This is a genomic window from Deinococcus sonorensis KR-87, from assembly GCF_040256395.1.
Classification (GTDB): Bacteria; Deinococcota; Deinococci; order Deinococcales; family Deinococcaceae; genus Deinococcus; species Deinococcus sonorensis.
On sequence record NZ_CP158299.1, the window covers coordinates 189403 to 208276 of the forward strand.

Genomic DNA, 18874 nt, shown 5'->3' on the forward strand with positions numbered 1-18874 from the left:
AGACGCCGCCATCTTACGACGCGACGCCCTGAATTTGTACCCGGTCAAATCAACGGGCGTCCCGGTCGGCCACCACCAGCAGCAGGGCGCCCAGCATCGCCAGATTCTTCAGAAAGTGGATGCGCTGGCCTTCGCGCTGCTCGGCCGGCGCGTTCCAGTAGGCGTGGCCCACGATGGTGGTGGGCAACAGCAGCGCGGCCAGCGTCAGCGCGCTGCTGCGCGGGGCCAGCCCGGCGGCCAGCATCGCCCCGGCCCCGGCCATCAGGCCACCATTGATGCGGGTCAGCAGTTCCGGCTCCGGCAGCCCGGCCCGCTCCACCAGCCGGGCGCGGCCCGCCGGACGCTGCACCGATTCCAGGCCACTCTGCACGAAGATGGCCGCCAGCGCCGCTCGACCGGCGAACTTGAGGATGTTCATGCCGCCATGCTGGCAAATTCTCCGGCCGGATAAAAGCAGGACAGCCTTAGCGCTTTGTCGGGGTTCCCGGCTACGGTTACGCCTGCGGCTCGATGATGACCTTGCCGGTGGTCTTGCGGGCCAGGATGTCGCGGAACGCCTGCGCCGACTGCGCCAGCGGGTAGCTGGGGCCCACCTGCGGGCGCAGCCGACCGCTCTGCACCAGCGGCCCGAACACGGCCATCGCCTCGCGCACCACGCCCGGCTCGCCCAGCATGCTCGACAGCCACACGCCGGTCACGCTCAGGTTCTTCTTCATCAGCGTGACCGCGTCCACCGTGGCGCGCTCGCCGCTGGCGCTGCCCACCACCATCACGCGGCCCCGGTTGGCCATCATCTGCAGGCTGCGCCCGAACATCTCGCCGCCGGTGATCTCCACCAGCAGGTTCACGCCCTGGCCGCCGGTGACCTCGCGCACCGCCTCCACGATGTCGGGGCGCTCCGAGACCAGGGTGGTCTGGGCGCCCAGCTCACGGGCCAGGCTCAGCTTCTCCTCGCTGCTGGCCAGCGCCACCACGTTCAGCTCCATGGCGCGCGCCAGCTGGATCAGCGCGGTGCCGAGCGCGCCCGCCGCGCCCTGCACCAGCACCGTCTCGCCGGGGCGGGCGTGGCCCAGCGTCACCAGCGTGATGTACGCGGTGTAGTAGCTGACCGGGAAGGCGGCGGCCTCGGGGGCACTCAGGCCATCCGGCACCGGCACCACCGTCTGGGCCGGCACCACCGCGTACTCGGCCAGGCCGCCGCGCCCGGCGAGCGCCGCGACCCGCTGCCCCACCTGCAGGCCCTTCACGCCAGGGCCGAGCTGGTCCACTGTGCCGGCGAATTCCATGCCGGGCGTCAGCGGCGTCTGGGTGCGGGTCAGGTACTGGCCCTTGACCGCCAGCACGTCGGCGAAGTTGATGCCCACCGCCTCCACCTTCAGGCGCACCTGCCCCTCGCCCGCTTCCGGAACGGGCACGTCACGCAGCTGCATCACGTCCGGCTCGCCGACCTGCTCCACCCAGATGGCCTTCATGGTTGTCATGGATGAGAGTGTAGCGGCCGGGCGTCCACACCGACCATAAATTATTTGACTCAGCCCAAGAACTCGTGGAAGCATGGCCCGGTACACCCCAAACCGCTGGCCCTCAGGGGGGCCGTTTTCTGCGCGATCACGCTGCAAGGAGAACCATGAGCATCGTTGAACAGAGCCGACAGGACGACGTCCTGATCCTGACCATCCAGAACCCGCCGGTGAACGCCTTCGGGGTGGGCGTGCCGGAGGGCCTGCACGCCGGCCTCGACGTCGCCGCGTCGGACGACAGCATTCGCGCCGTCGTGATCATCGGCGGCGGGCGCACCTTCGTGGCCGGCGCCGACATCCGCACCTTCGACCTGCCGCGCGAGCAGACCCCCGACCTGCGCGGCACGGTGGACCGGCTGGACCGCTTCGAGAAGCCGACCGTCGCGGCCATCCACGGCACCGCGCTGGGCGGCGGGCTGGAGCTGGCGCTGGCCTGCAGCTACCGGGTGGCGGTGCCGGACGCCCAGCTGGGCCTGCCGGAAGTGAAGCTGGGCGTGCTGCCGGGCGCGGGCGGCACCCAGCGGCTGCCGCGCGTGGTGGGCGTGCAGCGGGCGCTGGAGATGATGCTCAGCGGCACCCCGGTGCGGGCCGACGAGGCTGCTCAGTTGGGGCTGGTGGATCAGCTGGTGCAGGGCGACCTGCTGACGGGCGCGGTGCAGTTTGCCCGCGAACACGCGGACGCCCGTCCGCTGCCCCGCGTGTCGGAGCGGCAGGCCGAGGGCGGCAGCCCGGAGGTGTTCGCGGCGGCGCGGGCCGGGCTGCAGAAGACCCACCGGGGCCAGCTGAGCCCCGGCTTCATCGTGGACCTTGCCGAGATGGCCGCCACGCAGCCGTTCGAGCAGGGCTGGGACGCCGAAGCGCGCCTCTTCATGCAGGCCAAGGACAGCCCGCAGAGCCGCGGCCTGCGGCACATCTTCTTCGCGGAGCGCGAGGCCGGCAAGATTCCCGGGCTCGGCAAGGACACCCCGCAGACCGAGATCCGGACGGCCGGCATCATCGGCGCCGGGACCATGGGCGGCGGCATCGCCATGAACTTCCTGAACGTGGGCATTCCCGTCACCATCGTGGAGACCAGCCAGGAGGCGCTGGACCGGGGCCTGAGCGTGGTGCGGCGCAATTACGAGAACACCGCGAAGAAGGGCCGCATGACCATGGAAGACGTGGAGCGGCGCATGGCGCTGCTCACCCCCACCCTGAACATGGAGGACCTGAAGGACGCCGACATCATCATCGAGGCGGTCTTCGAGAACATGGACGTGAAGAAGGACATCTTCACGCGGCTGGACGGCATCGCCAAGCCCGGGGCGATCCTGGCCACCAACACCAGCACCCTGGACGTGAATGAGATCGCCAGCGTGACCAGCCGTCCGGAGAGCGTGATCGGGCTGCACTTCTTCAGCCCGGCCAACGTGATGCGGCTGCTGGAGATCGTGCGGGCCGACAAAACGTCCCAGACGGTGCTGGCCACCAGCATGGCGCTGGCCCGGCGCATCAAGAAGGTGGGCGTGGTGGTGGGCGTCTGCGACGGGTTCGTGGGCAACCGGATGGTGCACCGCTACGGCGACGAGGCCCGGAAACTGGTGGAGGAAGGCGCGCGCCCGCAGGACGCCGACGCCGCCATGCACGCCCTGGGTCTGCCGATGGGCCCCTTCGAGATGTCCGACATGGCCGGCCTGGACGTGGGCTACCTGATCCGCCAGCATCAGGCGAAGGTGGCGGGGGCTCCAAAGCCGGACGGCTGGCTGGACCGCATCGTGGAGCAGGGGCGCAAGGGCCAGAAGACGCAGGCGGGCATTTACGACTACCCGGATGGCCGCAAGCCGGTGCCGGCCGCCAGCACCGACGAGCTGCTGAGCACCTACCGCCAGGAAAAGGGCCTGACCCCGCGTGAGGTGACCCAGGAGGAGGCCACCAAACGTCTGGTCTACAGCCTGGTGAACGAGGGCGCCCAGATTCTGGACGAGGGCATCGCCCAGCGCGCCAGTGACATTGACGTGATCTATGTGTACGGCTACGGCTTCCCGGCCTACCGGGGCGGCCCGATGCAGTACGCCGACGAGCAGGGGCTGCAGAATGTGGCGGCCGATCTGGAACGCTACGGCCAGACGCCCGCACCGCTGCTGAAGCGGCTGGCGGAGGAAGGCAAGACCTTCAGCAGCTACGACCGCGAGCGGACCAGAGGCTGAGGCCGAACCCTGCTGCCAGACAGGTGAACCCATGACCCAGCCGCTGACCGTACGTGTCCTGACCTCCTCCGAAGCCCAGGTGCTCTCGAACGTGGCGCCAGAGGTGTTCGATGGCCCGGTCAACCCCGCCTACACCGCCGAGTTCTTCGCCGACCCCCGGCACCATCTGGCGGTGGCGCTGGACGGTGACCTGGTGGTGGGGATGGCCGGCGGGGTCCATTACCTGTATCCGGACAAGCCGCCGGAACTGTTCATCAATGAAGTGGCGGTGAGCCCGGCGTACCAGGGCCAGCGTCTGGGCCGAGGCATGATGGACGCGTTGCTGGCGCACGCCCGCACCCTGGGCTGCGTGGCCGCCTGGGTGCTGACCGAGGCCGACAACACGGTGGCCCGGCACCTCTACGCCTCCGCCGGAGGGCTGGAAGCCGGGTGCCAGATCTTCGTGATGGCGCTGGAGGAGGGGCCCCGTGGGGAAACCTAAATCCAGATACGTTGCCAAGGCCATCCCAGGCAGAGGCTGGCGCATCTGGAATACAAAAACAAACCGGTTCTGGGGCGAAGTCTATGCGCAGCCACCTGAAGCGCTCCTCCAGGAATTGAATGGTCAGCGGCGTCCGCCACAGCTCGTCACCCTCAACAAGCTTCTTAAACAATAGGTGTCCAAGGAGTTTCCTATGCCCGAAGCAGTCATTGTTTCCACCGCCCGCACCCCCATCGGCAAGGCCTACCGCGGCTACCTCAACGACACCCACGGCTCCGACATGGGCGCCCATGCCGTGATGCACGCCGTCCAGCGGGCCGGGGTGGACCCGTCCGAGGTCGAGGACATCATCTTCGGGGCCGGCAACCCGGAGGGCGCCACCGGCAGCAACATCGCCCGGCAGATCGCGCTGCGCAGCGGCTTCCCGGTGACGGTGGCCGGCGTGACGGTCAACCGCTTCTGCAGCAGCGGCCTGCAGACCATCGCCATGGCCGCCCACAGCGTGCGCGCCGGCGAGGGTGAGGTGATCGTGGCGGGCGGTCTGGAGAGCATCTCGCTCACCCAGAACGAGCACGCCAACCAGTACCGGCTGCGCGGCGAGTGGCTGATGCAGCACAAGCCGGAAATCTACATGCCGATGCTCCAGACGGCGGAAGTGGTGGCGCGGCGCTACAACATCGGCCGCGAAGCGCAGGACGAGTATGCCCTGATGAGCCAGCAGCGCACGGCCGCCGCGCAGCAGGCCGGGCTGTTCGAGCACGAGATCGTGCCGTACACCGCCACCATGAAGGTGCAGGACAAGGCCACCGGCCAGATCAGCGACCGCGAGGTGACGCTGAAGCTCGACGAGGGCAATCGCCCGGACACCACCCTGGAGGGCCTGAGCAAGCTCAAGCCGGTCATCGAGGGCGGCACCATCACCGCCGGCAACGCCTCGCAGCTGAGCGACGGGGCGGCAGCCGTGGTGGTGATGAGTGACGACGTGGCGCGTGAACGTGGTCTGCAGCCGCTCGGCATCTTCAAGGGCTTTGCCGTTGCCGGCTGCGAGCCGGACGAGATGGGCATCGGGCCGGTGTTCGCGGTCCCGAAGCTGCTCAAGCGCCACGGCCTGAGCGTGGGCGACATCGGCCTGTGGGAGCTGAACGAGGCCTTTGCCGTGCAGGGCATCTACTGCCGCGACCGGCTGGGCATTGACCCGGAGATCTACAACGTGGACGGCGGCAGCATCAGCGTGGGCCACCCCTACGGCATGAGCGGCGCCCGCCTCACTGGGCACGCCCTGCTGGAAGGCAAGCGGCGCGGCGTGAAGTACGTGGTGGTCACCATGTGTGTGGGCGGCGGCATGGGGGCGGCGGGGCTGTTCGAGGTGCTGTAGGTGCTGAAGATCGGCTCGGTGGTGTGGGGGGTCCGGGACATGCAGGCGGCCATCCGCTTCTGGTCGGCGGCCCTGGACTACGCGCCGCTGCGTGACCCGAACGACGACTGGGCCATCCTGGTGCCCAGGAGTGGCTCCGGGCCGCAGCTGGCGCTCAAGCTCGTCACGTCCGGCGTCCACACCCACACCCGCCACCACCTGGACCTGTACGCCGACGATCAGGCGGCCGAGGTGGAGCGGCTGCTGGCGCTGGGTGCCCAGCGAGTGGACTGGCGGTATGGTCCCGAAGCCGATTACGTGGTGCTGGCCGACCCGGACGGCAACCGGTTCTGCGTCATTGACAAATCCTGACCCGGCAGGCCTACGGGCCTGCCCCCGTTCTTGTGGAGGTTTCCCTATGCCCCTGGACCCTGTCTTTAAAGAAGTGCTGCTGCAGATGGCCGCCGCGCCGCAGCCGAGCGGCCTGGACGAGATGCGCGCGATGGTGCTGGCCAACTCGGCCCGGCTGCCGAGGCGCCCGGTGAGCATCGGCGCGGTGCGCGACCTGAGCCTGCCCGGCCCCGCCTCCGAGCTGCCGGCCCGGCTGTACACCCCGGCGGGCGAGGCCCCCGCGTCCGGCTGGCCCCTGACCGTCTTCTACCACGGCGGCGGCTTCGTGGCGTACAGCATCGAGACGCACGACAGCGTGTGCCGCGAGCTGTGCGCGGCAGCCGAGACGGCGGTGCTGAGCGTGGAGTACCGGCTGGCCCCCGAACACCCCTTCCCCGCCCCGGTGGACGACGCCTACGCCGCGCTGCTGTGGGCCGCCGAGCATGCCCGCGAACTGGGCGCCGACCCGTCGCGGCTGGCGGTGGCCGGCGACAGTGCAGGAGCCAGCCTGAGCATCGCCGTGACGCAGCGCGCCCGTGACGAGCACGGCCCGGCGCTGAAGGCGCAGCTGCTGATCTACCCGGCCACCGACTTCTCCGGCACCGCCCACCCCTCGCGCCAGGAGAACGGCCAGGGCTACTTCCTGACCGAGGAGCGGATGCGCTTCTTCGGGCAGATGTACCTCACCGACCCGGAGCACGCGGCGCACCCGCACGTCAGCTCGCTGCACGCCGACCTGAGGGGCCTGCCGCCCGCGCTGGTCATGACCGCCGAGTTCGACCCGCTGCGCGACGAGGGCAAGGCCTACGCCGACGCCCTGAACGCGGCCGGTACCCGCGCCGAGTACCTGCCGGGCCCCGGCATGATCCACGGCTTCGTGAACATGACCGCGCTGTCACCTGCGGCCGCCTCGCTGCTGGACCAGGGTGCGGCGTGGCTGAAGCGTGAGCTGAGCTGAGATGGCCCCCTTCCTGAGCAGACGCGACCTGCAGTTTCAGCTGTACGAGGTGCTGGACACCGCCAGCCTGCCCGAGCGCCCGCGCTTCGCGGAGCACAGCCGCGAGGTCTACGACGACGTGTTGAACCTCGCCTACACGGTGGCCGACCGGTACTTCGCCAACCACACCCGCGAGGCGGACCTGAACGAGCCGCACATCGTGGACGGCAAGGTGCGGCTGGTGCCGAGCGTGCAGGCGGCCATGAACGCCTTCCGCGACGCCGGCTTCTTCAGCGCCCATCACGACGAGGAACTGGGCGGACTGCAGCTGCCCTGGGTGGTGATGCAGGCGGTGCAGGCGCACTTCCAGGCGGCCAACATGGGCAGCAGCGGCTACCCGTTCCTGACCATCGGCAACGCCAACCTGCAGCGCCAGTTCGCCACGCCGGAGCAGCAGCAGCGCTACATGCTGCCGCTGCTGGAGGGCCGCTGGTTCGGCACCATGGCGCTCAGCGAGCCACATGCCGGGTCCGGGCTGGCCGACATCACCACCTCCGCCACCCCGCGCGGTGACGGCACCTACAGCATCCAGGGCACCAAGATGTGGATTTCCGGCGGCGAGCACGAGCTGTCGGAGAACATTGTGCATCTGGTGCTGGCCCGCATCAAAGGGGCGCCGGCCGGGGTGAAGGGGATTTCTCTGTTCATCGTGCCGCGCTACCGGGTGAACGCGGACGGCAGCGTGGGCGAGAGCAACCATGTGGTGCTGGCCGGCCTGAACCACAAGATGGGCTACCGCGGCACCACCAACACCCTGCTGAACTTCGGCGAGGGCGGCGAGACCATCGGGGAGCTGATCGGCGAGCCGGGGCGCGGCCTGAGCGCCATGTTCCACATGATGAACGAGGCGCGCATCGGGGTGGGGATGGGGGCCGTGATGCTCGGGTACGCCGGGTATCTGGCCAGCCTGGAGTACGCCCGCGAGCGCCGGCAGGGCCGCCACGCCAGCAGCAAGGACCCGAACGGACCGATGGTCAGCATCATCGAACACGCCGACGTGAAGCGGCTGCTGCTGCGGCAGAAGAGTTTCGTGGAGGGCGGCCTCGCGCTGGGGCTGTACGCGTCCAGCCTGGTGGACGACCTCGCCACCGGTCCGGAAGAAGGCCGGGCCGACACCGCCCTGCTGCTGGACCTGCTGACGCCCATCGTCAAGAGCTGGCCCAGCAAGTACAGCCAGGAAGCGCTCTCAGACGCCATTCAGGTGCTGGGCGGGGCCGGCTACACCCGCGACTACCCGATCGAGATGTACTATCGCGACAACCGCCTGAACCCGATCCATGAGGGAACCGAGGGCATCCAGGGCAACGATCTGCTGGGCCGCAAGGTGACGCAGGCGGGAGGGCGTGGCCTGCAGGTGCTGCTGGAGCGGATGCAGGCCGATCTGGCGGCGTCGGAGGGGCTGGAGCGGCTCGACGAGATCCGCGCCGCCCTGCAGACGGCCATCTCGCAGTGTCAGGCGGCCTTCCGGGCCATCCTGGGCCGCGCCGCCGAGCTGGGGCCGGACCTGTTCCTGGCCAACGCCAACAGCGCCCTGGAGATGCTGGGGCACACGGTGGTGGGCTGGATGTGGCTGCGGCAGGCGATGGTGGCCGCCCGCGCCCTGCCCGCTGCGCGCGGGGACGACGTGGCCTTCTACCAGGGCAAGCTGCACGCCGCCCGCTTCTTCGCGGTGTACGAGCTGCCCAAAGTCCGCGCCCACGCCGACCTGCTGGCCAGCGCCGACCCGACCACCCACGAGATGCGGGGCGAGTGGTTCTGATGGCGCCCACCGTGCAGACGGTTCAGATTGGCGGCCGCCAGGTAGCCTACAGCGCGTTCGGCCCATCCACGGCCCCCACCGTGCTGCTGCTGCCGTGGCTGGGCGGCTCGCGGCTCGGCTGGGACGGGGTGGCACAGGCGCTCGGCCGGTCGTACCGGGTGCTGAGCCCCGACTACCGCGACACCGGAGACTCGTCGCCCAGCGAGGAGCCCTACACCCTGCCGGACCTCGCGGACGAGGCCGCCGCCTTCATGAGCGCGCTGGGAGCCGCTCCCGCCTGGGTGGTGGGCCTGAGCATGGGCGGCATGGTGGCCCAGCATCTGGCGCTGCGTCACCCGGAGCTGGTCGAGGGGCTGGTGCTGGTGGCGACCACGCCCGGTGGCCCGGACAGCGAACCGGCCACCGAGCGCGGCCGGGCGGCCCTGTTCCTGCCGGCGGAGCTGGAAGCGGGCGAGCGGGCGCGGCAGGCGCTGGCCCTGATGACCGCGCCCGGCTTCGCGGACGCTCACCCGGAGGCGCTGGCGCAGGCCGAGGCCCGGGGACGGCAGCACCCCTTGGGCCTGGAGAGCTTCAAACGGCAGTTCCGGGCCATCCGCGCCCACGACACCACGGCGCAGCTGCAGGCCATCCGGGTCCCGACCCTGGTGCTGCACGGCGATCACGACGACCTGATTCCGCTGTCCAACGCGTCACGGCTGGCCTCGGGCATCCCGGGCGCTCAGCTGAAGGTCTACCCCGCCACCGGCCACATGCCGCACCTGGAACAGCCGGATGCCTTCCTGGCTGACCTGCACGGCTTCCTGAAGGTGCCGGCATGAGGCCCGTTCTGGTGCTCCTGGCGCTGCTGGGCGGCCCGGCCCTGGCGCAGGCGCAGCCGGCCCCGGCGTCTGCACTGGCCGCCGGCTTCTCGCTGCCTTCGGGGCGGTTGCAGTGCATGTACGACGACAGCAGCGGCCCCGCGTCCATCCGCTGTGACGTGCTGAACCCCACCTTCCGGGTGGCGCGCCCGGCCAGCTGCCCGCTCGACTACGGCGATTCGGTGACGCTGAACGTGACCGGGCGTCCGCTGCTCGGCTGCCACGGCGACACCGTGGTGGACCCGCAGCGTCCGGTGCTGGCCTACCAGCGCTTCTGGCAGCGGGCCGGCCTGACCTGCCAGTCCAGCACCGCCGGAGTGCGCTGCATCAACATTGACGGGCACGGGTTCGAGCTGTCCCGCGCCCGTTACCGCCTGTTCTGAACTCAAGGAGAAGTCATGTCCATCAAGCAACTGTTCGATCTCACCGGCAGGGTCGCCCTCATCACCGGAGGCTCGCGCGGCCTGGGCCTGCAGATTGCCGAAGGGCTGGGCGAATACGGAGCCAAGGTGATCCTGACGGCCCGCAAGCAGAACGAGCTGGACGAGGCCCGGGCGCATCTGGAACGGCTGGGGGTGGCCGTGGCGGTGTACCAGAACGACCTGACCCAGTTCGACACGGTGGAGCCGCTGGTACAGCAGATCCTGGCGGACCACGGCCAGATCGACATCCTGATCAACAATGCCGGGACCACCTGGGGCGCCCCCACCGCCGAGCATCCGCTGGACGCCTGGAACAAGGTCATCAACCTGAACCTCACCGGCCTGTTCCTGGTGACGCAGGCCGTGGGCAAACTCTGCATGATTCCGCGCCGCAGCGGCCGCATCGTCAACATCGCCAGCGTGGCGGGCCTGCAGGGCAACGACCCGAAGATGATCGCCACCCTGGCCTACAACACCAGCAAGGGCGGCGTGGTCAACCTGACCCGCTCGCTGGCCGGCGAGTGGGCGCAGCACAACATCACCGTCAACAGCATCTGCCCCGGCTACTTCCCCACCAAGATGACGAAGGGCACGCTGGCGTACGGCGAGCAACGCATTCTGGAGCACACTCCGCTGGGCCGGCTGGGCAGCGACGAGGACCTGAAAGGGCTGGCGCTGCTGCTCTCCAGCGACGCCAGCGCCTTCATGACCGGCCAGAACATCGCCGTGGACGGCGGCGCGAGCAGCGTGTGAGCGCCGGGAACGGCCTGGACTCGCCGGGCGCCCGGCTGCTCCAGCAGCGTGGCATCGACGGCAGCGCCTACACCCGCAGCCTGGGCACCCGCCTGCGGCATTTCGAGCCGGGACGCGTCGAGATCGAGCTGGATCTGCGCCCGGACCTGACGCAGCATCATGGGCAGGCCCACGGGGCAGTGCTCGGCTACCTCGCCGACACGGTGAGCGCGTGGGCGGCGGCCAGCGTGGCGGGCGACGTGGTGACATCCGAGTACAAGCTGAACTTTCTGACGGCGGCGCGCGGTGAGCGGCTGTGGGCCCGCGGCGAGGTGCTGCGGGCCGGACGGCGGCAGGTGGTGGTGCGCGCCGACGTGTACGCCAGCACGGCCGGCCACGACACCCACGTGGCTACCGCGCTCGCCACCATTGCACCGGTGGGAGAGGAAAAGCCCGATGCATCCGTCTGACCTTCAGGCCCAACTCGGCCAGCAGATTGCGCTGTCCGAGTGGATCACCATCACGCAGAAGCGGGTGAACGCCTTCGCGGACGCCACCGGCGACCACCAGTTCATTCATGTGGACCCGGAGCGCGCCGCCCAGACCCCGTTTGGTGGCCCCATCGCCCACGGCTTCCTGACCCTGTCGCTGCTGGCCGGTGAGCTGGGCAACGCGGGCGGGCGCCCGGAGCTGAGTGGAGCGCGGATGGTGGTGAACTACGGCCTGAACCGGGTGCGCTTCGTGACGCCGGTCCGGGTCGGCAGCCGGATTCGCAACCGGGCGGTCCTGCAGGCGGTGGACCAGGGGGCCGGCTACGTGCAGCTCACGGTGCTGAACACCATCGAGATCGAGGGCCAGGACCGCCCGGCTGTGACGGCCGAGACCGTGATGCGGGTGTACCTGTAACGGGCAACAAAAAGTATGGGCCGCCGGGCAGGTCCCGCCCGGCGAGTGGACGAGTCCGCGGCCTGAGGGGCTTCCCTTCCCTGCCCTAGCGGCTGCTCAGGAATTCACCCATGCCGTTGACCGTCACGGCTGTGCCGTCCAGGGTGCCGCTGCCCTGCACCGGACCCTCCCAGTAGTTCACCCGGGTGGTGCGGCTCTGCAGTTCCTGGGCGTCGTGCGGGGCGTCCACGGTCAGGTCCAGGCCCTCGGCGCGTAGCTGCCAGCCCAGCGTGTAGGTGCGCCCGGTGCCGCTGGTCCAGACCCGGCCGGGGGTCATCTCCAGCCCGCTCAGGGCCTGCGGCTGACCGTTCGGCCGGACGCGGGTGCCATACAGCTGCTGGACCTGTCCTGCCGCGTCGCGCAGGCGGTAGAGCATCAGGCTGCCGCCGTCAGAGGTATGCAGGCCCATCCAGTCCCAGTAGACACCCTGGCCCGGCTGCTGCCCGCCCCACTGGTGATCCAGCCACGCCTGGCCCTGCACGGGCTGGCCCCGCACGGTGCCGCTCAGCGCCAGGTTCGGCAGCGACTGATAGGCCAGCACCCCGAACTGAGGCAGGCCACTGTCCGGATGCCGGATGAACGGCCCCTGCGGGCTTAAATTCAGCTGGAATTGCGGCCCCTGAAGCGTGAAGCCGTCCGCCGTCTGACGCAGCGTGGTCCCGTCCTGGGTGACCACCAGCGGCACCCCCCCTGCCGACGCCCCGGCCTGCTGACTGGTCTCCACGAACTGCACCTGCCCGGTCTTCAGGTCGGTGATGGCGGTGTGCGAGACGTAGAGGGTGCGGCCCAGCAGCTCCACCTTGAACAGCGCCCAGTGCAGGGCCAGCCCCGCGTCTGGCAGGCTGGAGGACACGTACCACCACTCGGTGCCTGCGCGGTGCGGCCCCAGGTCGCGCGCCGCCTCGGCGCTGCTCTGAACCGCCGGGAGCGGGCCGACTGGGCCGGCTTGCTGGACCGGCGCGCACGCCAGCAGGCCGGCCCCCAGCAGCAGCGGCAGCAGGCGGCGCACCATCAGCTCCGGACCTGTTCGGCGAAGCCGTGCGGGTGGCTGTGATGCCAGGCCCAGGCGGTCTGGATGATGCGGTCCAGGTCGGTGTACTGCGGCACCCAGCCGAGGTCCTGCTGAATGCGGTGGCTGTCGGCCACCAGGCTCGGCGGATCGCCCGCGCGGCGCGGGGCCAGCTCGCGCTTCAGCGGCGTGCCCACCACCCGGTCCACCGCGTCCAGCACCTCGCGCACCGTGAAGCCGTGCCCCAGCCCCACGTTGTAGACGGTGCTCTCGCCGCCCTCGAACAGCCGCTCCACCGCCAGCACATGCGCCTGCGCCAGGTCCAGCACGTGGATGTAGTCGCGGATGCAGGTGCCGTCGCGGGTGGGGTAGTCGTCGCCGAAGATCATCATCTTCTCGCGCTGGCCCAGCGCGGTCAGCAGCGCCAGTTCGATCAGGTGCGTCTTGTTGACGTGGTCCTCACCGATGCTGCCGTCCGGCTGCGCCCCGCAGACGTTGAAGTAGCGCAGCCGGATGGTGCGGATGCCGTGTGCCCGCTCGAACGCCGCGATCATCTGCTCGGTCATCAGCTTGGTCTCGCCGTACACGCTGGTGGGGCCTTTGGGCGCGTCCTCGGGGATCGGGGACACCTCGGCGTCGCCGTACACGGCCGCCGTGCTGCTGAACACCAGCGGAATCTTGCGGGTGTTGGCCATGGCGGTCAGCAGGTTCAGGCTACCCACCACGTTGTTGCGGTAGTAGCGGCCCGGCTGGCTCATGCTCTCGCCCACCTCGATCAGCGCGGCGAAATGCACCACCGCGTCCGGCTTGTGCGCTTCCAGCGCCGCCTGAATGCTGCTCAGGTCGGTCAGGTCGCCCTGAACCAGCGTCGCCTCTGCCGGCAGCGCCTCGCGGTGGCCGCTCGACAGGTTGTCGAACACCACCACGCCGTGCCCCGCCGCCTGCAGGGCGCGCACCGTGTGCGACCCGATGTAGCCTGCTCCACCCGTGACCAGAATCTTCATACGGTCAGGGTAACAGGTCCGCTGCCCACGCTTCAGGGCCGTCCAGATGGGACGACGGTGAAGGTGGACTTCACACGGGCAGCATGTGCCGCTCGCGCCCAGCGCTAGACTTTCGCATGCGTTTCCACTCTCCACGGCTGGTCCGGGCCACCTGCACGGTGGCCGCCGGCCTGATGCTCGGCGCGGCGCCCGCCCTGGCGCAGGACGCACACGCCGCCTACTTTCTGTTCGCGCTCGCGTCGTCCATGAACCTGACCGAGCAGAGCACGCCGGTCTGCGACGCTGCCGCCGCGAAGCAGGCACAGGACGCGCCGCAGCTGAAGGTGCTGAGCACCCACAGCTACCGCCTGAGCCAGTCGCCGGCTGAGCTGCAGGCCCAGATGGACCTGTACGCCAGCGACCATCAGTTCACCGCCCTGACCAGCTGGACCGGCAGCGGGTCCCTGAACCGCAGCTACGCCGACCCCGACGCGGCCGGATACCAGTACCGCGTCAATCTCTTCCCCGACGCGGCCGGCAGCGTGCTGTGCATCGGTGTGGTGTCGGACGGCAGCGCACCGGAGCAATAAGCCACCGATGGAAGAAGGGCGCCCCGCATAAGCTGCGGGGCGCCCTTCTTTGTGTGCAGCTCAGGCCGGCGTCTGGGTTGCGGCCTGCAGCTGCGCCACCCGGTCGGTCTGCTCCCAGGGAAACTCCGGCCGGCCGAAGTGTCCATAGGCGGCGGTCTGGGCGTAGATCGGCCGCAGCAGGTCCAGCTGCTGAATGATCGCCTGCGGCCGGGCGTCGAAGTGCTGCTGCACCAGGGCGGCCAGCTGCTCGTCACTGAGGCGACCGGTGCCGTAACTCTCCACCCGCAGCGACACCGGGCTGGCGCGGCCGATGGCGTAGGCCACCTCCACCAGCGCCCGGCGGGCCAGCCCGGCGGCCACCAGGTTCTTGGCGATGTAACGGGCGTAGTAGGCCGCCGAGCGGTCCACCTTGGTGGGGTCCTTGCCGGAGAAGGCGCCGCCGCCGTGCGGGACCGCACCGCCGTAGGTGTCCACAATGATCTTGCGGCCGGTCAGGCCGGTATCGCCGTGCGGACCGCCGATCACGAACTTGCCGCTCGGGTTGATGTAGAGCTTCGTCTCGGGACGCAGCAGCCCCTCCGGCACCACCTCACGCACGACCAGACGCTCCAGGTCGGCCCGGATCTGCGTCTGGTCCACCTGCTCGTCGTGCTGGGTGGAGATCACGACGGTGTCTACCCACAGGTCCTGCTCGTGCCCGATCTCACCGTCGCGCACCACCGTCACCTGGGCCTTGGCGTCCGGGCGCAGGTAGGACAGCGTGCCGGCCTTGCGCAGTTCGGCCAGCCGGCGGGTCAGCCGGTGCGCCAGCGAGATGGGCAGCGGCATCAGTTCCGGCGTCTCATCGGTGGCGTAGCCGAACATCAGGCCCTGGTCGCCGGCCCCGATGTGAGACAGGGCATTCTCTGGACGGGCGCGCTCCTCCTCGGTCATGCCGCGCCATTCCTCAGACGCGTTTACGCCGCCGGCAATGTCCGGCGACTGCTCGTGGATGGCCACCAGCACGGCGCTGTATTCAGCATCGAAGCCGTAGTGGGCGCGGGTGTAGCCGACCGTCTTGACGGCGTCGCGCACCACCTTCTGCACGTCCACGTGCGCCTGGGTCGCTGTGACCTCGCCGGCCACCACGGCCATGCCGGTGGTCACCAGCGTCTCGACCGCCACCCGGCTGGCCGGCTCCTGCCTGAGAAACTCATCCAGGATGCTGTCCGAGATGAAGTCCGCGAGCTTGTCGGGGTGCCCTTCACTGACCGACTCTGACGTGTAGTACTTGCGCATTTTTGCCTCTCTGCGGTGAGGATGGCGTTTCACAGAACAGACCTGCGAAGGAGTGTTCGCGGCCTCACCGTGCCGTCCGGACCTGCCGGCCAGCACCCCAGGCTAACACCGGCGGGGGCCCCGTGTGGGGGGTGCACCACAAGTTCGCCGGACCGCCCAGAGCGGTCATGTAGATTAGAACACCATGAAGTATCTTCTGCTGTCGGCCCTGATCCTGACCACCGCCTGCGCCCCGTCCATGACCTCCGGCTCGGCCTCCACCTACGTCAACGCTCCCAGCGGCCCTGTGCAGCCGGGACAGCAGTGGACCCTGACCGGCACCACCCCGCAGGGCGACAAGTTCAGCAACAAGCTGACGCTGGACAAGGTCAGCCCTGACCGCAGCGAGAGTGGCCTCTACACCTATGACGCCGACCAGGGCTTCGTGGAGTGGAACGAGAACGGGTACCTGAGCGCGTGGTACCAGGACCCGCTCACCCGCAAGATGTACGTCTGCATCACCTACAACGGCACCGTCAGCAGCAGCGGCCCCTATGGCGCCTACCTGATCAGCGGCACCTCCAGCGAGGTGGACGCGCTGTTCCGCCGCTATGGCAATACCGCTGCCCTGTACGCCGTGCTGGGCAACGCCAACGCCTGCACCCTGAGCCACAGCTGAGCGGCCCCGGCCCGCAAGCCGTATGCTGCGGGCCATGACCCGTCCACCCGCCCAGTTTCTGGAACTCGCGGACCTGCTGTTCTACGTGTCGCAGGTGCTGGAGCGCGGCATTCCCGGCGCCGTGTGGGTGCGGTGCGAACTCAGCAGTGTCACCGACCGCCGCCACCTGTACCTGGACGTAACCCAGCAGGGTGAGGACGGCCAGGAGGTGGCCAAAGCGCGCGCCACCCTGTGGGCGCGCGAACGCTTTTCGCTGGAGGGCAAGTTCCGCCGCGCCACCGGCAGCCGCCTCACGGCCGGCATGAAGGTGCTGCTGTACGTGACAGCTGAGTTTCATCCGCAGTACGGCTTCTCGCTGCATATCCTCGACATCGCGCCGGAGTACACGGTGGGCGACGCCAGCCTGAAGCTCGATCAGATCCGGCGCACCCTGGAGCAGGAAGGGCTGCTGGAACGCAACCGCCGGCGGCCCGCGCCCACCGATTACACACGGGTCGCGGTGGTGGCGCCGCTGCGCGCCGCCGGCCTGGGTGACTTCCAGCGCGAGGCCGACCGGCTGATGCAGGCCGGAGTGGTGCACTTCAGCTACGTGTTCGCCACCTTCCAGGGCCGCGAGGCCCCGCGCAGCCTGCTCACCGCGCTTTCGGAGGTGCAGCTGCTGCACGCCGCCGACCCCTTTGACGCCGTGTGCATCATCCGGGGGGGCGGGGCCAGCGCCGATCTGGCGTGGCTCAACGATCTGGAGCTGGCCCGGGCGGTGGCCCGCCTGCCGTTGCCGGTGATCACCGGGATCGGCCACCGCCAGGACGACACCATCCTGGACGAGCTGGCCTGCATCCGCACCGACACGCCCAGCAAGGCCGCCGCACTGATCCTCAGCACCGTGATGGCCGGAGCGGCGCAGGCCGAGGCGGACCTGCGGACCATCCAGGCCGCAGGCCGGGCCACGATGCAGGCGGCAGACAGCGCGGCCACCGCGCGCTTCAGCCGGCTGCATCAGGCGGCCCGGCAGCGGCTGGACACCCAGGCCGCCGCCCTGGACGCCACCATGAGCGCGGTGCTGGGCCTGAGCCCCCGCCGCACTCTGGAGCGCGGCTACGCGCTGGTCCGGAACGGGCGGGGCGAGGTGATCACCCGGGCAGCCCAGCTGCCCAGGGGCGAACGGCTGCTGCTGGAATTTGCCGACGGCCGGGTGGCTGCCCAGCAGACCGACCCCCCCGCCTGACATGAAAAGAGCAGGGCCGCCCGGTGAGGCGGCCCTGCTCTTTAGTCCCTGCGCTTCAGTTCAGAACAGCAGGGTGATGGGGGTGGCGAGCAGTGCGGCGACCTCGTGCAGGAAGCGGGCGCCCACCTGTGGCTCCACGTCGCCGCGCAGGCTCAGGGCGACCTGACCGTCCTGAACGCGGCCCACACTTAGGCTCAGACCGCCCAGGTGCAGTTCGTCCAGGCCCAGGCTGCCGGCGTCCAGCACCAGCAGCTCGGCGGCCTGACCACCGGCGCGCGTCACATCGGCCAGCGAGGCGCGGAAGTCGCCCTGCAGATCGGCGGCCTGCGGCTGACCGGCATGGTCCGCCAGCGCGGCGCGGCTCAGGCCCAGCACGCCCAGCGAGCGGGCGGCGGCGCGGCCAACCAGCAGCGGCAGCGGCACCTCCTGACCCAGCGCGGCAGCGATCTGGCCCTGGGCGGCCACCAGCGAGCCCACATCGCTGTTCAGGCGCAGTGTGACCGCCTGAGCGGAGGCGGCAGGCAGCGGCACCGGAACCACGGCCGGGACCGGCTGCGCCGCAGCGGCGGGGGCCACGTGCACCGGCTCCTGGACCGGCTCCGGCAGCGGGGCCGGGGTCGGCTCCTCCACCACAGCGGCCGGAGCGGGGGCCTGCACCTCGGGAACGACCGGCTCCGGGACCACGGCAGCCGGCTGGACCTCCTGCGGCGGGTTCACGGCCGGGACCACCGGGGCGGGCGTGGGGGCGGGAGCCGGGGTCGGCTCCGGCGCGGCATCGGCGTCGCGGCGGTACAGCCGCGATAGGAAGCCGCCCAGACCAAATCCGGGAGCGGCGGCCGGCTGTGCCTCGGCCAGGGCCGCGACCGGCGGCATCTCCACCTCGGCGGCGGGCTGCTCCGGCTCGGCGTGCACGGCGGCGGCCGGCACGACCTCCGGCTGCACCTCCGCAACCGAGCTGCTGAACTCGGGGGCCGAAGCCACCAGCGCGTCGGCCTCCTGGTCGGCCAGCTCCGGCTGATCGTCATCCAGCTCGAAGTCCAGGCTGTCGGCCTCCAGCGCCTCGTCCGGCTCGACAGGCGCGTCCTGCGGCTCCGGCTCGACCTGAGCCGCCACCGGCACCTGCAGGTCCGGGAAGCTGGGGGCGGGGACGGCCGGGGCAGCAGCCTGCATCGGCGCTCCGCGCTGCTGGCTCACGAACTCGGTGATGTCGCTCTCGACACCGGCCGCGCTCAGCATGTCCATGCTGGGCATGGCCGGCATCTCCCCGGTCCAGCCGGGCGGCGGCTCGTCCACCGAACCGGGCGGCGGCTCCTCTTCCCCACTCATGACGCGAGACAGGTAGTTCAGGATGTCCTGTTCCACCACGGCGCCACCATCGCCAGATCCGCGAATGGTGTGCCAATCGATACCGTTCGCTTCGGCCAACACTTTGGCCAACGGCGAGATTAACTCCATATGTGCCACCTCAGCGCACCATTCTAAGTGGTT

At 70.0% G+C, this 18874-nt stretch carries 20 protein-coding genes; 14 read left to right on the top strand and 6 right to left on the bottom strand.

Annotated features, from left to right (window positions below; all coding sequences use genetic code 11):
• Positions 1 to 49 precede the first annotated feature (49 nt).
• Together ABOD76_RS06185 and ABOD76_RS06190 are read right to left on the bottom strand one after the other, a co-directional pair.
• Positions 50 to 418: a DoxX family membrane protein gene (locus tag ABOD76_RS06185; RefSeq protein WP_350243930.1), complete on the bottom strand. Its 369-nt coding sequence runs from the start codon at positions 416 to 418 to the stop codon at positions 50 to 52.
• Positions 419 to 494: 76 nt separating this feature from the next.
• Positions 495 to 1481: an NADPH:quinone oxidoreductase family protein gene (locus ABOD76_RS06190; protein ID WP_350243931.1), complete on the bottom strand. Its 987-nt coding sequence runs from the start codon at positions 1479 to 1481 to the stop codon at positions 495 to 497.
• 146 nt (positions 1482 to 1627) lie between these two features.
• Between ABOD76_RS06190 and ABOD76_RS06195 the strand changes: the two genes are divergently transcribed.
• The 11 genes from ABOD76_RS06195 to ABOD76_RS06245 all read left to right on the top strand — a co-directional run bounded on the left by ABOD76_RS06195 (position 1628) and on the right by ABOD76_RS06245 (position 11604).
• Positions 1628 to 3706, top strand: coding sequence for a 3-hydroxyacyl-CoA dehydrogenase NAD-binding domain-containing protein (locus ABOD76_RS06195; protein ID WP_350243932.1), 2079 nt, complete (start codon positions 1628 to 1630; stop codon positions 3704 to 3706).
• A 31-nt stretch (positions 3707 to 3737) separates the two neighbouring features.
• Complete coding sequence (locus tag ABOD76_RS06200) at positions 3738 to 4187, top strand: GNAT family N-acetyltransferase (RefSeq protein ID WP_350243933.1); 450 nt, start codon at positions 3738 to 3740, stop codon at positions 4185 to 4187.
• Between the two features lie 193 nt (positions 4188 to 4380).
• Complete coding sequence (locus ABOD76_RS06205) at positions 4381 to 5562, top strand: acetyl-CoA C-acyltransferase (protein ID WP_350243934.1); 1182 nt, start codon at positions 4381 to 4383, stop codon at positions 5560 to 5562.
• A complete protein-coding gene (locus ABOD76_RS06210) occupies positions 5563 to 5913 on the top strand; it encodes a VOC family protein (protein ID WP_350243935.1) in 351 nt (116 codons plus the stop codon).
• A gap of 46 nt (positions 5914 to 5959) precedes the next feature.
• A complete protein-coding gene (locus ABOD76_RS06215) occupies positions 5960 to 6889 on the top strand; it encodes an alpha/beta hydrolase (protein ID WP_350243936.1) in 930 nt (309 codons plus the stop codon).
• Position 6890: 1 nt separating this feature from the next.
• The gene (locus ABOD76_RS06220; RefSeq protein WP_350243937.1) at positions 6891 to 8687 is read left to right on the top strand and encodes an acyl-CoA dehydrogenase; all 1797 of its coding nucleotides are present in this window, start codon (positions 6891 to 6893) and stop codon (positions 8685 to 8687) included.
• Positions 8687 to 9505 (top strand): alpha/beta hydrolase, encoded by an 819-nt coding sequence (locus tag ABOD76_RS06225; RefSeq protein WP_350243938.1) that lies wholly within the window; start codon positions 8687 to 8689, stop codon positions 9503 to 9505. The genes ABOD76_RS06220 and ABOD76_RS06225 overlap by 1 nt, the downstream gene beginning before the upstream one ends.
• Positions 9502 to 9927 (top strand): DUF6636 domain-containing protein, encoded by a 426-nt coding sequence (locus ABOD76_RS06230; RefSeq protein WP_350243939.1) that lies wholly within the window; start codon positions 9502 to 9504, stop codon positions 9925 to 9927. Before ABOD76_RS06225 ends, ABOD76_RS06230 begins: the two co-directional genes overlap by 4 nt.
• A gap of 15 nt (positions 9928 to 9942) precedes the next feature.
• Positions 9943 to 10719, top strand: a complete 777-nt coding sequence (locus tag ABOD76_RS06235; RefSeq protein WP_350243940.1) for an SDR family oxidoreductase — start codon at positions 9943 to 9945, stop codon at positions 10717 to 10719.
• On the top strand, positions 10716 to 11168 hold the full coding sequence (locus ABOD76_RS06240) for a PaaI family thioesterase (protein ID WP_350243941.1): 453 nt from the start codon (positions 10716 to 10718) through the stop codon (positions 11166 to 11168). The genes ABOD76_RS06235 and ABOD76_RS06240 overlap by 4 nt, the downstream gene beginning before the upstream one ends.
• Positions 11155 to 11604, top strand: a complete 450-nt coding sequence (locus tag ABOD76_RS06245) for a MaoC family dehydratase (protein WP_350243942.1) — start codon at positions 11155 to 11157, stop codon at positions 11602 to 11604. The genes ABOD76_RS06240 and ABOD76_RS06245 overlap by 14 nt, the downstream gene beginning before the upstream one ends.
• Before the next feature lie 85 nt (positions 11605 to 11689).
• On the opposite strand, the gene ABOD76_RS06250 is transcribed toward ABOD76_RS06245, so the two are convergent.
• Together ABOD76_RS06250 and galE are read right to left on the bottom strand one after the other, a co-directional pair.
• The gene (locus ABOD76_RS06250; RefSeq protein ID WP_350243943.1) at positions 11690 to 12655 is read right to left on the bottom strand and encodes a lipocalin family protein; all 966 of its coding nucleotides are present in this window, start codon (positions 12653 to 12655) and stop codon (positions 11690 to 11692) included.
• A complete protein-coding gene (gene galE, locus ABOD76_RS06255) occupies positions 12655 to 13656 on the bottom strand; it encodes a UDP-glucose 4-epimerase GalE (RefSeq protein WP_350243944.1) in 1002 nt (333 codons plus the stop codon). Before galE ends, ABOD76_RS06250 begins: the two co-directional genes overlap by 1 nt.
• A 116-nt stretch (positions 13657 to 13772) precedes the next feature.
• On the opposite strand from galE, the gene ABOD76_RS06260 reads away from it, so the two are divergent.
• Positions 13773 to 14225 carry a hypothetical protein gene (locus ABOD76_RS06260; RefSeq protein WP_350243945.1) on the top strand — a complete coding sequence of 151 codons (453 nt, stop codon included), beginning with the start codon at positions 13773 to 13775 and terminating at the stop codon, positions 14223 to 14225.
• A gap of 60 nt (positions 14226 to 14285) precedes the next feature.
• Here ABOD76_RS06260 and metK read toward each other — a convergent pair whose 3' ends face one another.
• A complete protein-coding gene (gene metK, locus ABOD76_RS06265) occupies positions 14286 to 15503 on the bottom strand; it encodes a methionine adenosyltransferase (RefSeq protein WP_350243946.1) in 1218 nt (405 codons plus the stop codon).
• A 184-nt stretch (positions 15504 to 15687) separates the two neighbouring features.
• Between metK and ABOD76_RS06270 the strand changes: the two genes are divergently transcribed.
• Positions 15688 to 16161 (top strand): hypothetical protein, encoded by a 474-nt coding sequence (locus ABOD76_RS06270; RefSeq protein WP_350243947.1) that lies wholly within the window; start codon positions 15688 to 15690, stop codon positions 16159 to 16161.
• A 34-nt stretch (positions 16162 to 16195) separates the two neighbouring features.
• Positions 16196 to 17386: an exodeoxyribonuclease VII large subunit gene (gene xseA / locus ABOD76_RS06275; RefSeq protein WP_350243948.1), complete on the top strand. Its 1191-nt coding sequence runs from the start codon at positions 16196 to 16198 to the stop codon at positions 17384 to 17386.
• Between the two features lie 60 nt (positions 17387 to 17446).
• Here xseA and ABOD76_RS06280 read toward each other — a convergent pair whose 3' ends face one another.
• Positions 17447 to 18841: an E3 binding domain-containing protein gene (locus tag ABOD76_RS06280; protein ID WP_350243949.1), complete on the bottom strand. Its 1395-nt coding sequence runs from the start codon at positions 18839 to 18841 to the stop codon at positions 17447 to 17449.
• Between the last annotated feature and the right edge of the window lie 33 nt (positions 18842 to 18874).

Bases quoted from the DNA above. Each gene is read 5' to 3' on its own strand.
- ABOD76_RS06185 (WP_350243930.1), bottom strand. From the start codon at position 418: ATGAACATCCTCAAGTTCGCCGGTCGAGCGGCGCTGGCGGCCATCTTC.
- ABOD76_RS06190 (WP_350243931.1), bottom strand. From the start codon at position 1,481: ATGACAACCATGAAGGCCATCTGGGTGGAGCAGGTCGGCGAGCCGGAC.
- ABOD76_RS06195 (WP_350243932.1), top strand. From the start codon at position 1,628: ATGAGCATCGTTGAACAGAGCCGACAGGACGACGTCCTGATCCTGACC.
- ABOD76_RS06200 (WP_350243933.1), top strand. From the start codon at position 3,738: ATGACCCAGCCGCTGACCGTACGTGTCCTGACCTCCTCCGAAGCCCAG.
- ABOD76_RS06205 (WP_350243934.1), top strand. From the start codon at position 4,381: ATGCCCGAAGCAGTCATTGTTTCCACCGCCCGCACCCCCATCGGCAAG.
- ABOD76_RS06215 (WP_350243936.1), top strand. From the start codon at position 5,960: ATGCCCCTGGACCCTGTCTTTAAAGAAGTGCTGCTGCAGATGGCCGCC.
- ABOD76_RS06220 (WP_350243937.1), top strand. From the start codon at position 6,891: ATGGCCCCCTTCCTGAGCAGACGCGACCTGCAGTTTCAGCTGTACGAG.
- ABOD76_RS06225 (WP_350243938.1), top strand. From the start codon at position 8,687: ATGGCGCCCACCGTGCAGACGGTTCAGATTGGCGGCCGCCAGGTAGCC.
- ABOD76_RS06230 (WP_350243939.1), top strand. From the start codon at position 9,502: ATGAGGCCCGTTCTGGTGCTCCTGGCGCTGCTGGGCGGCCCGGCCCTG.
- ABOD76_RS06235 (WP_350243940.1), top strand. From the start codon at position 9,943: ATGTCCATCAAGCAACTGTTCGATCTCACCGGCAGGGTCGCCCTCATC.
- ABOD76_RS06245 (WP_350243942.1), top strand. From the start codon at position 11,155: ATGCATCCGTCTGACCTTCAGGCCCAACTCGGCCAGCAGATTGCGCTG.
- ABOD76_RS06250 (WP_350243943.1), bottom strand. From the start codon at position 12,655: ATGGTGCGCCGCCTGCTGCCGCTGCTGCTGGGGGCCGGCCTGCTGGCG.
- galE (WP_350243944.1), bottom strand. From the start codon at position 13,656: ATGAAGATTCTGGTCACGGGTGGAGCAGGCTACATCGGGTCGCACACG.
- ABOD76_RS06260 (WP_350243945.1), top strand. From the start codon at position 13,773: ATGCGTTTCCACTCTCCACGGCTGGTCCGGGCCACCTGCACGGTGGCC.
- metK (WP_350243946.1), bottom strand. From the start codon at position 15,503: ATGCGCAAGTACTACACGTCAGAGTCGGTCAGTGAAGGGCACCCCGAC.
- ABOD76_RS06270 (WP_350243947.1), top strand. From the start codon at position 15,688: ATGAAGTATCTTCTGCTGTCGGCCCTGATCCTGACCACCGCCTGCGCC.
- xseA (WP_350243948.1), top strand. From the start codon at position 16,196: ATGACCCGTCCACCCGCCCAGTTTCTGGAACTCGCGGACCTGCTGTTC.
- ABOD76_RS06280 (WP_350243949.1), bottom strand. From the start codon at position 18,841: ATGGAGTTAATCTCGCCGTTGGCCAAAGTGTTGGCCGAAGCGAACGGT.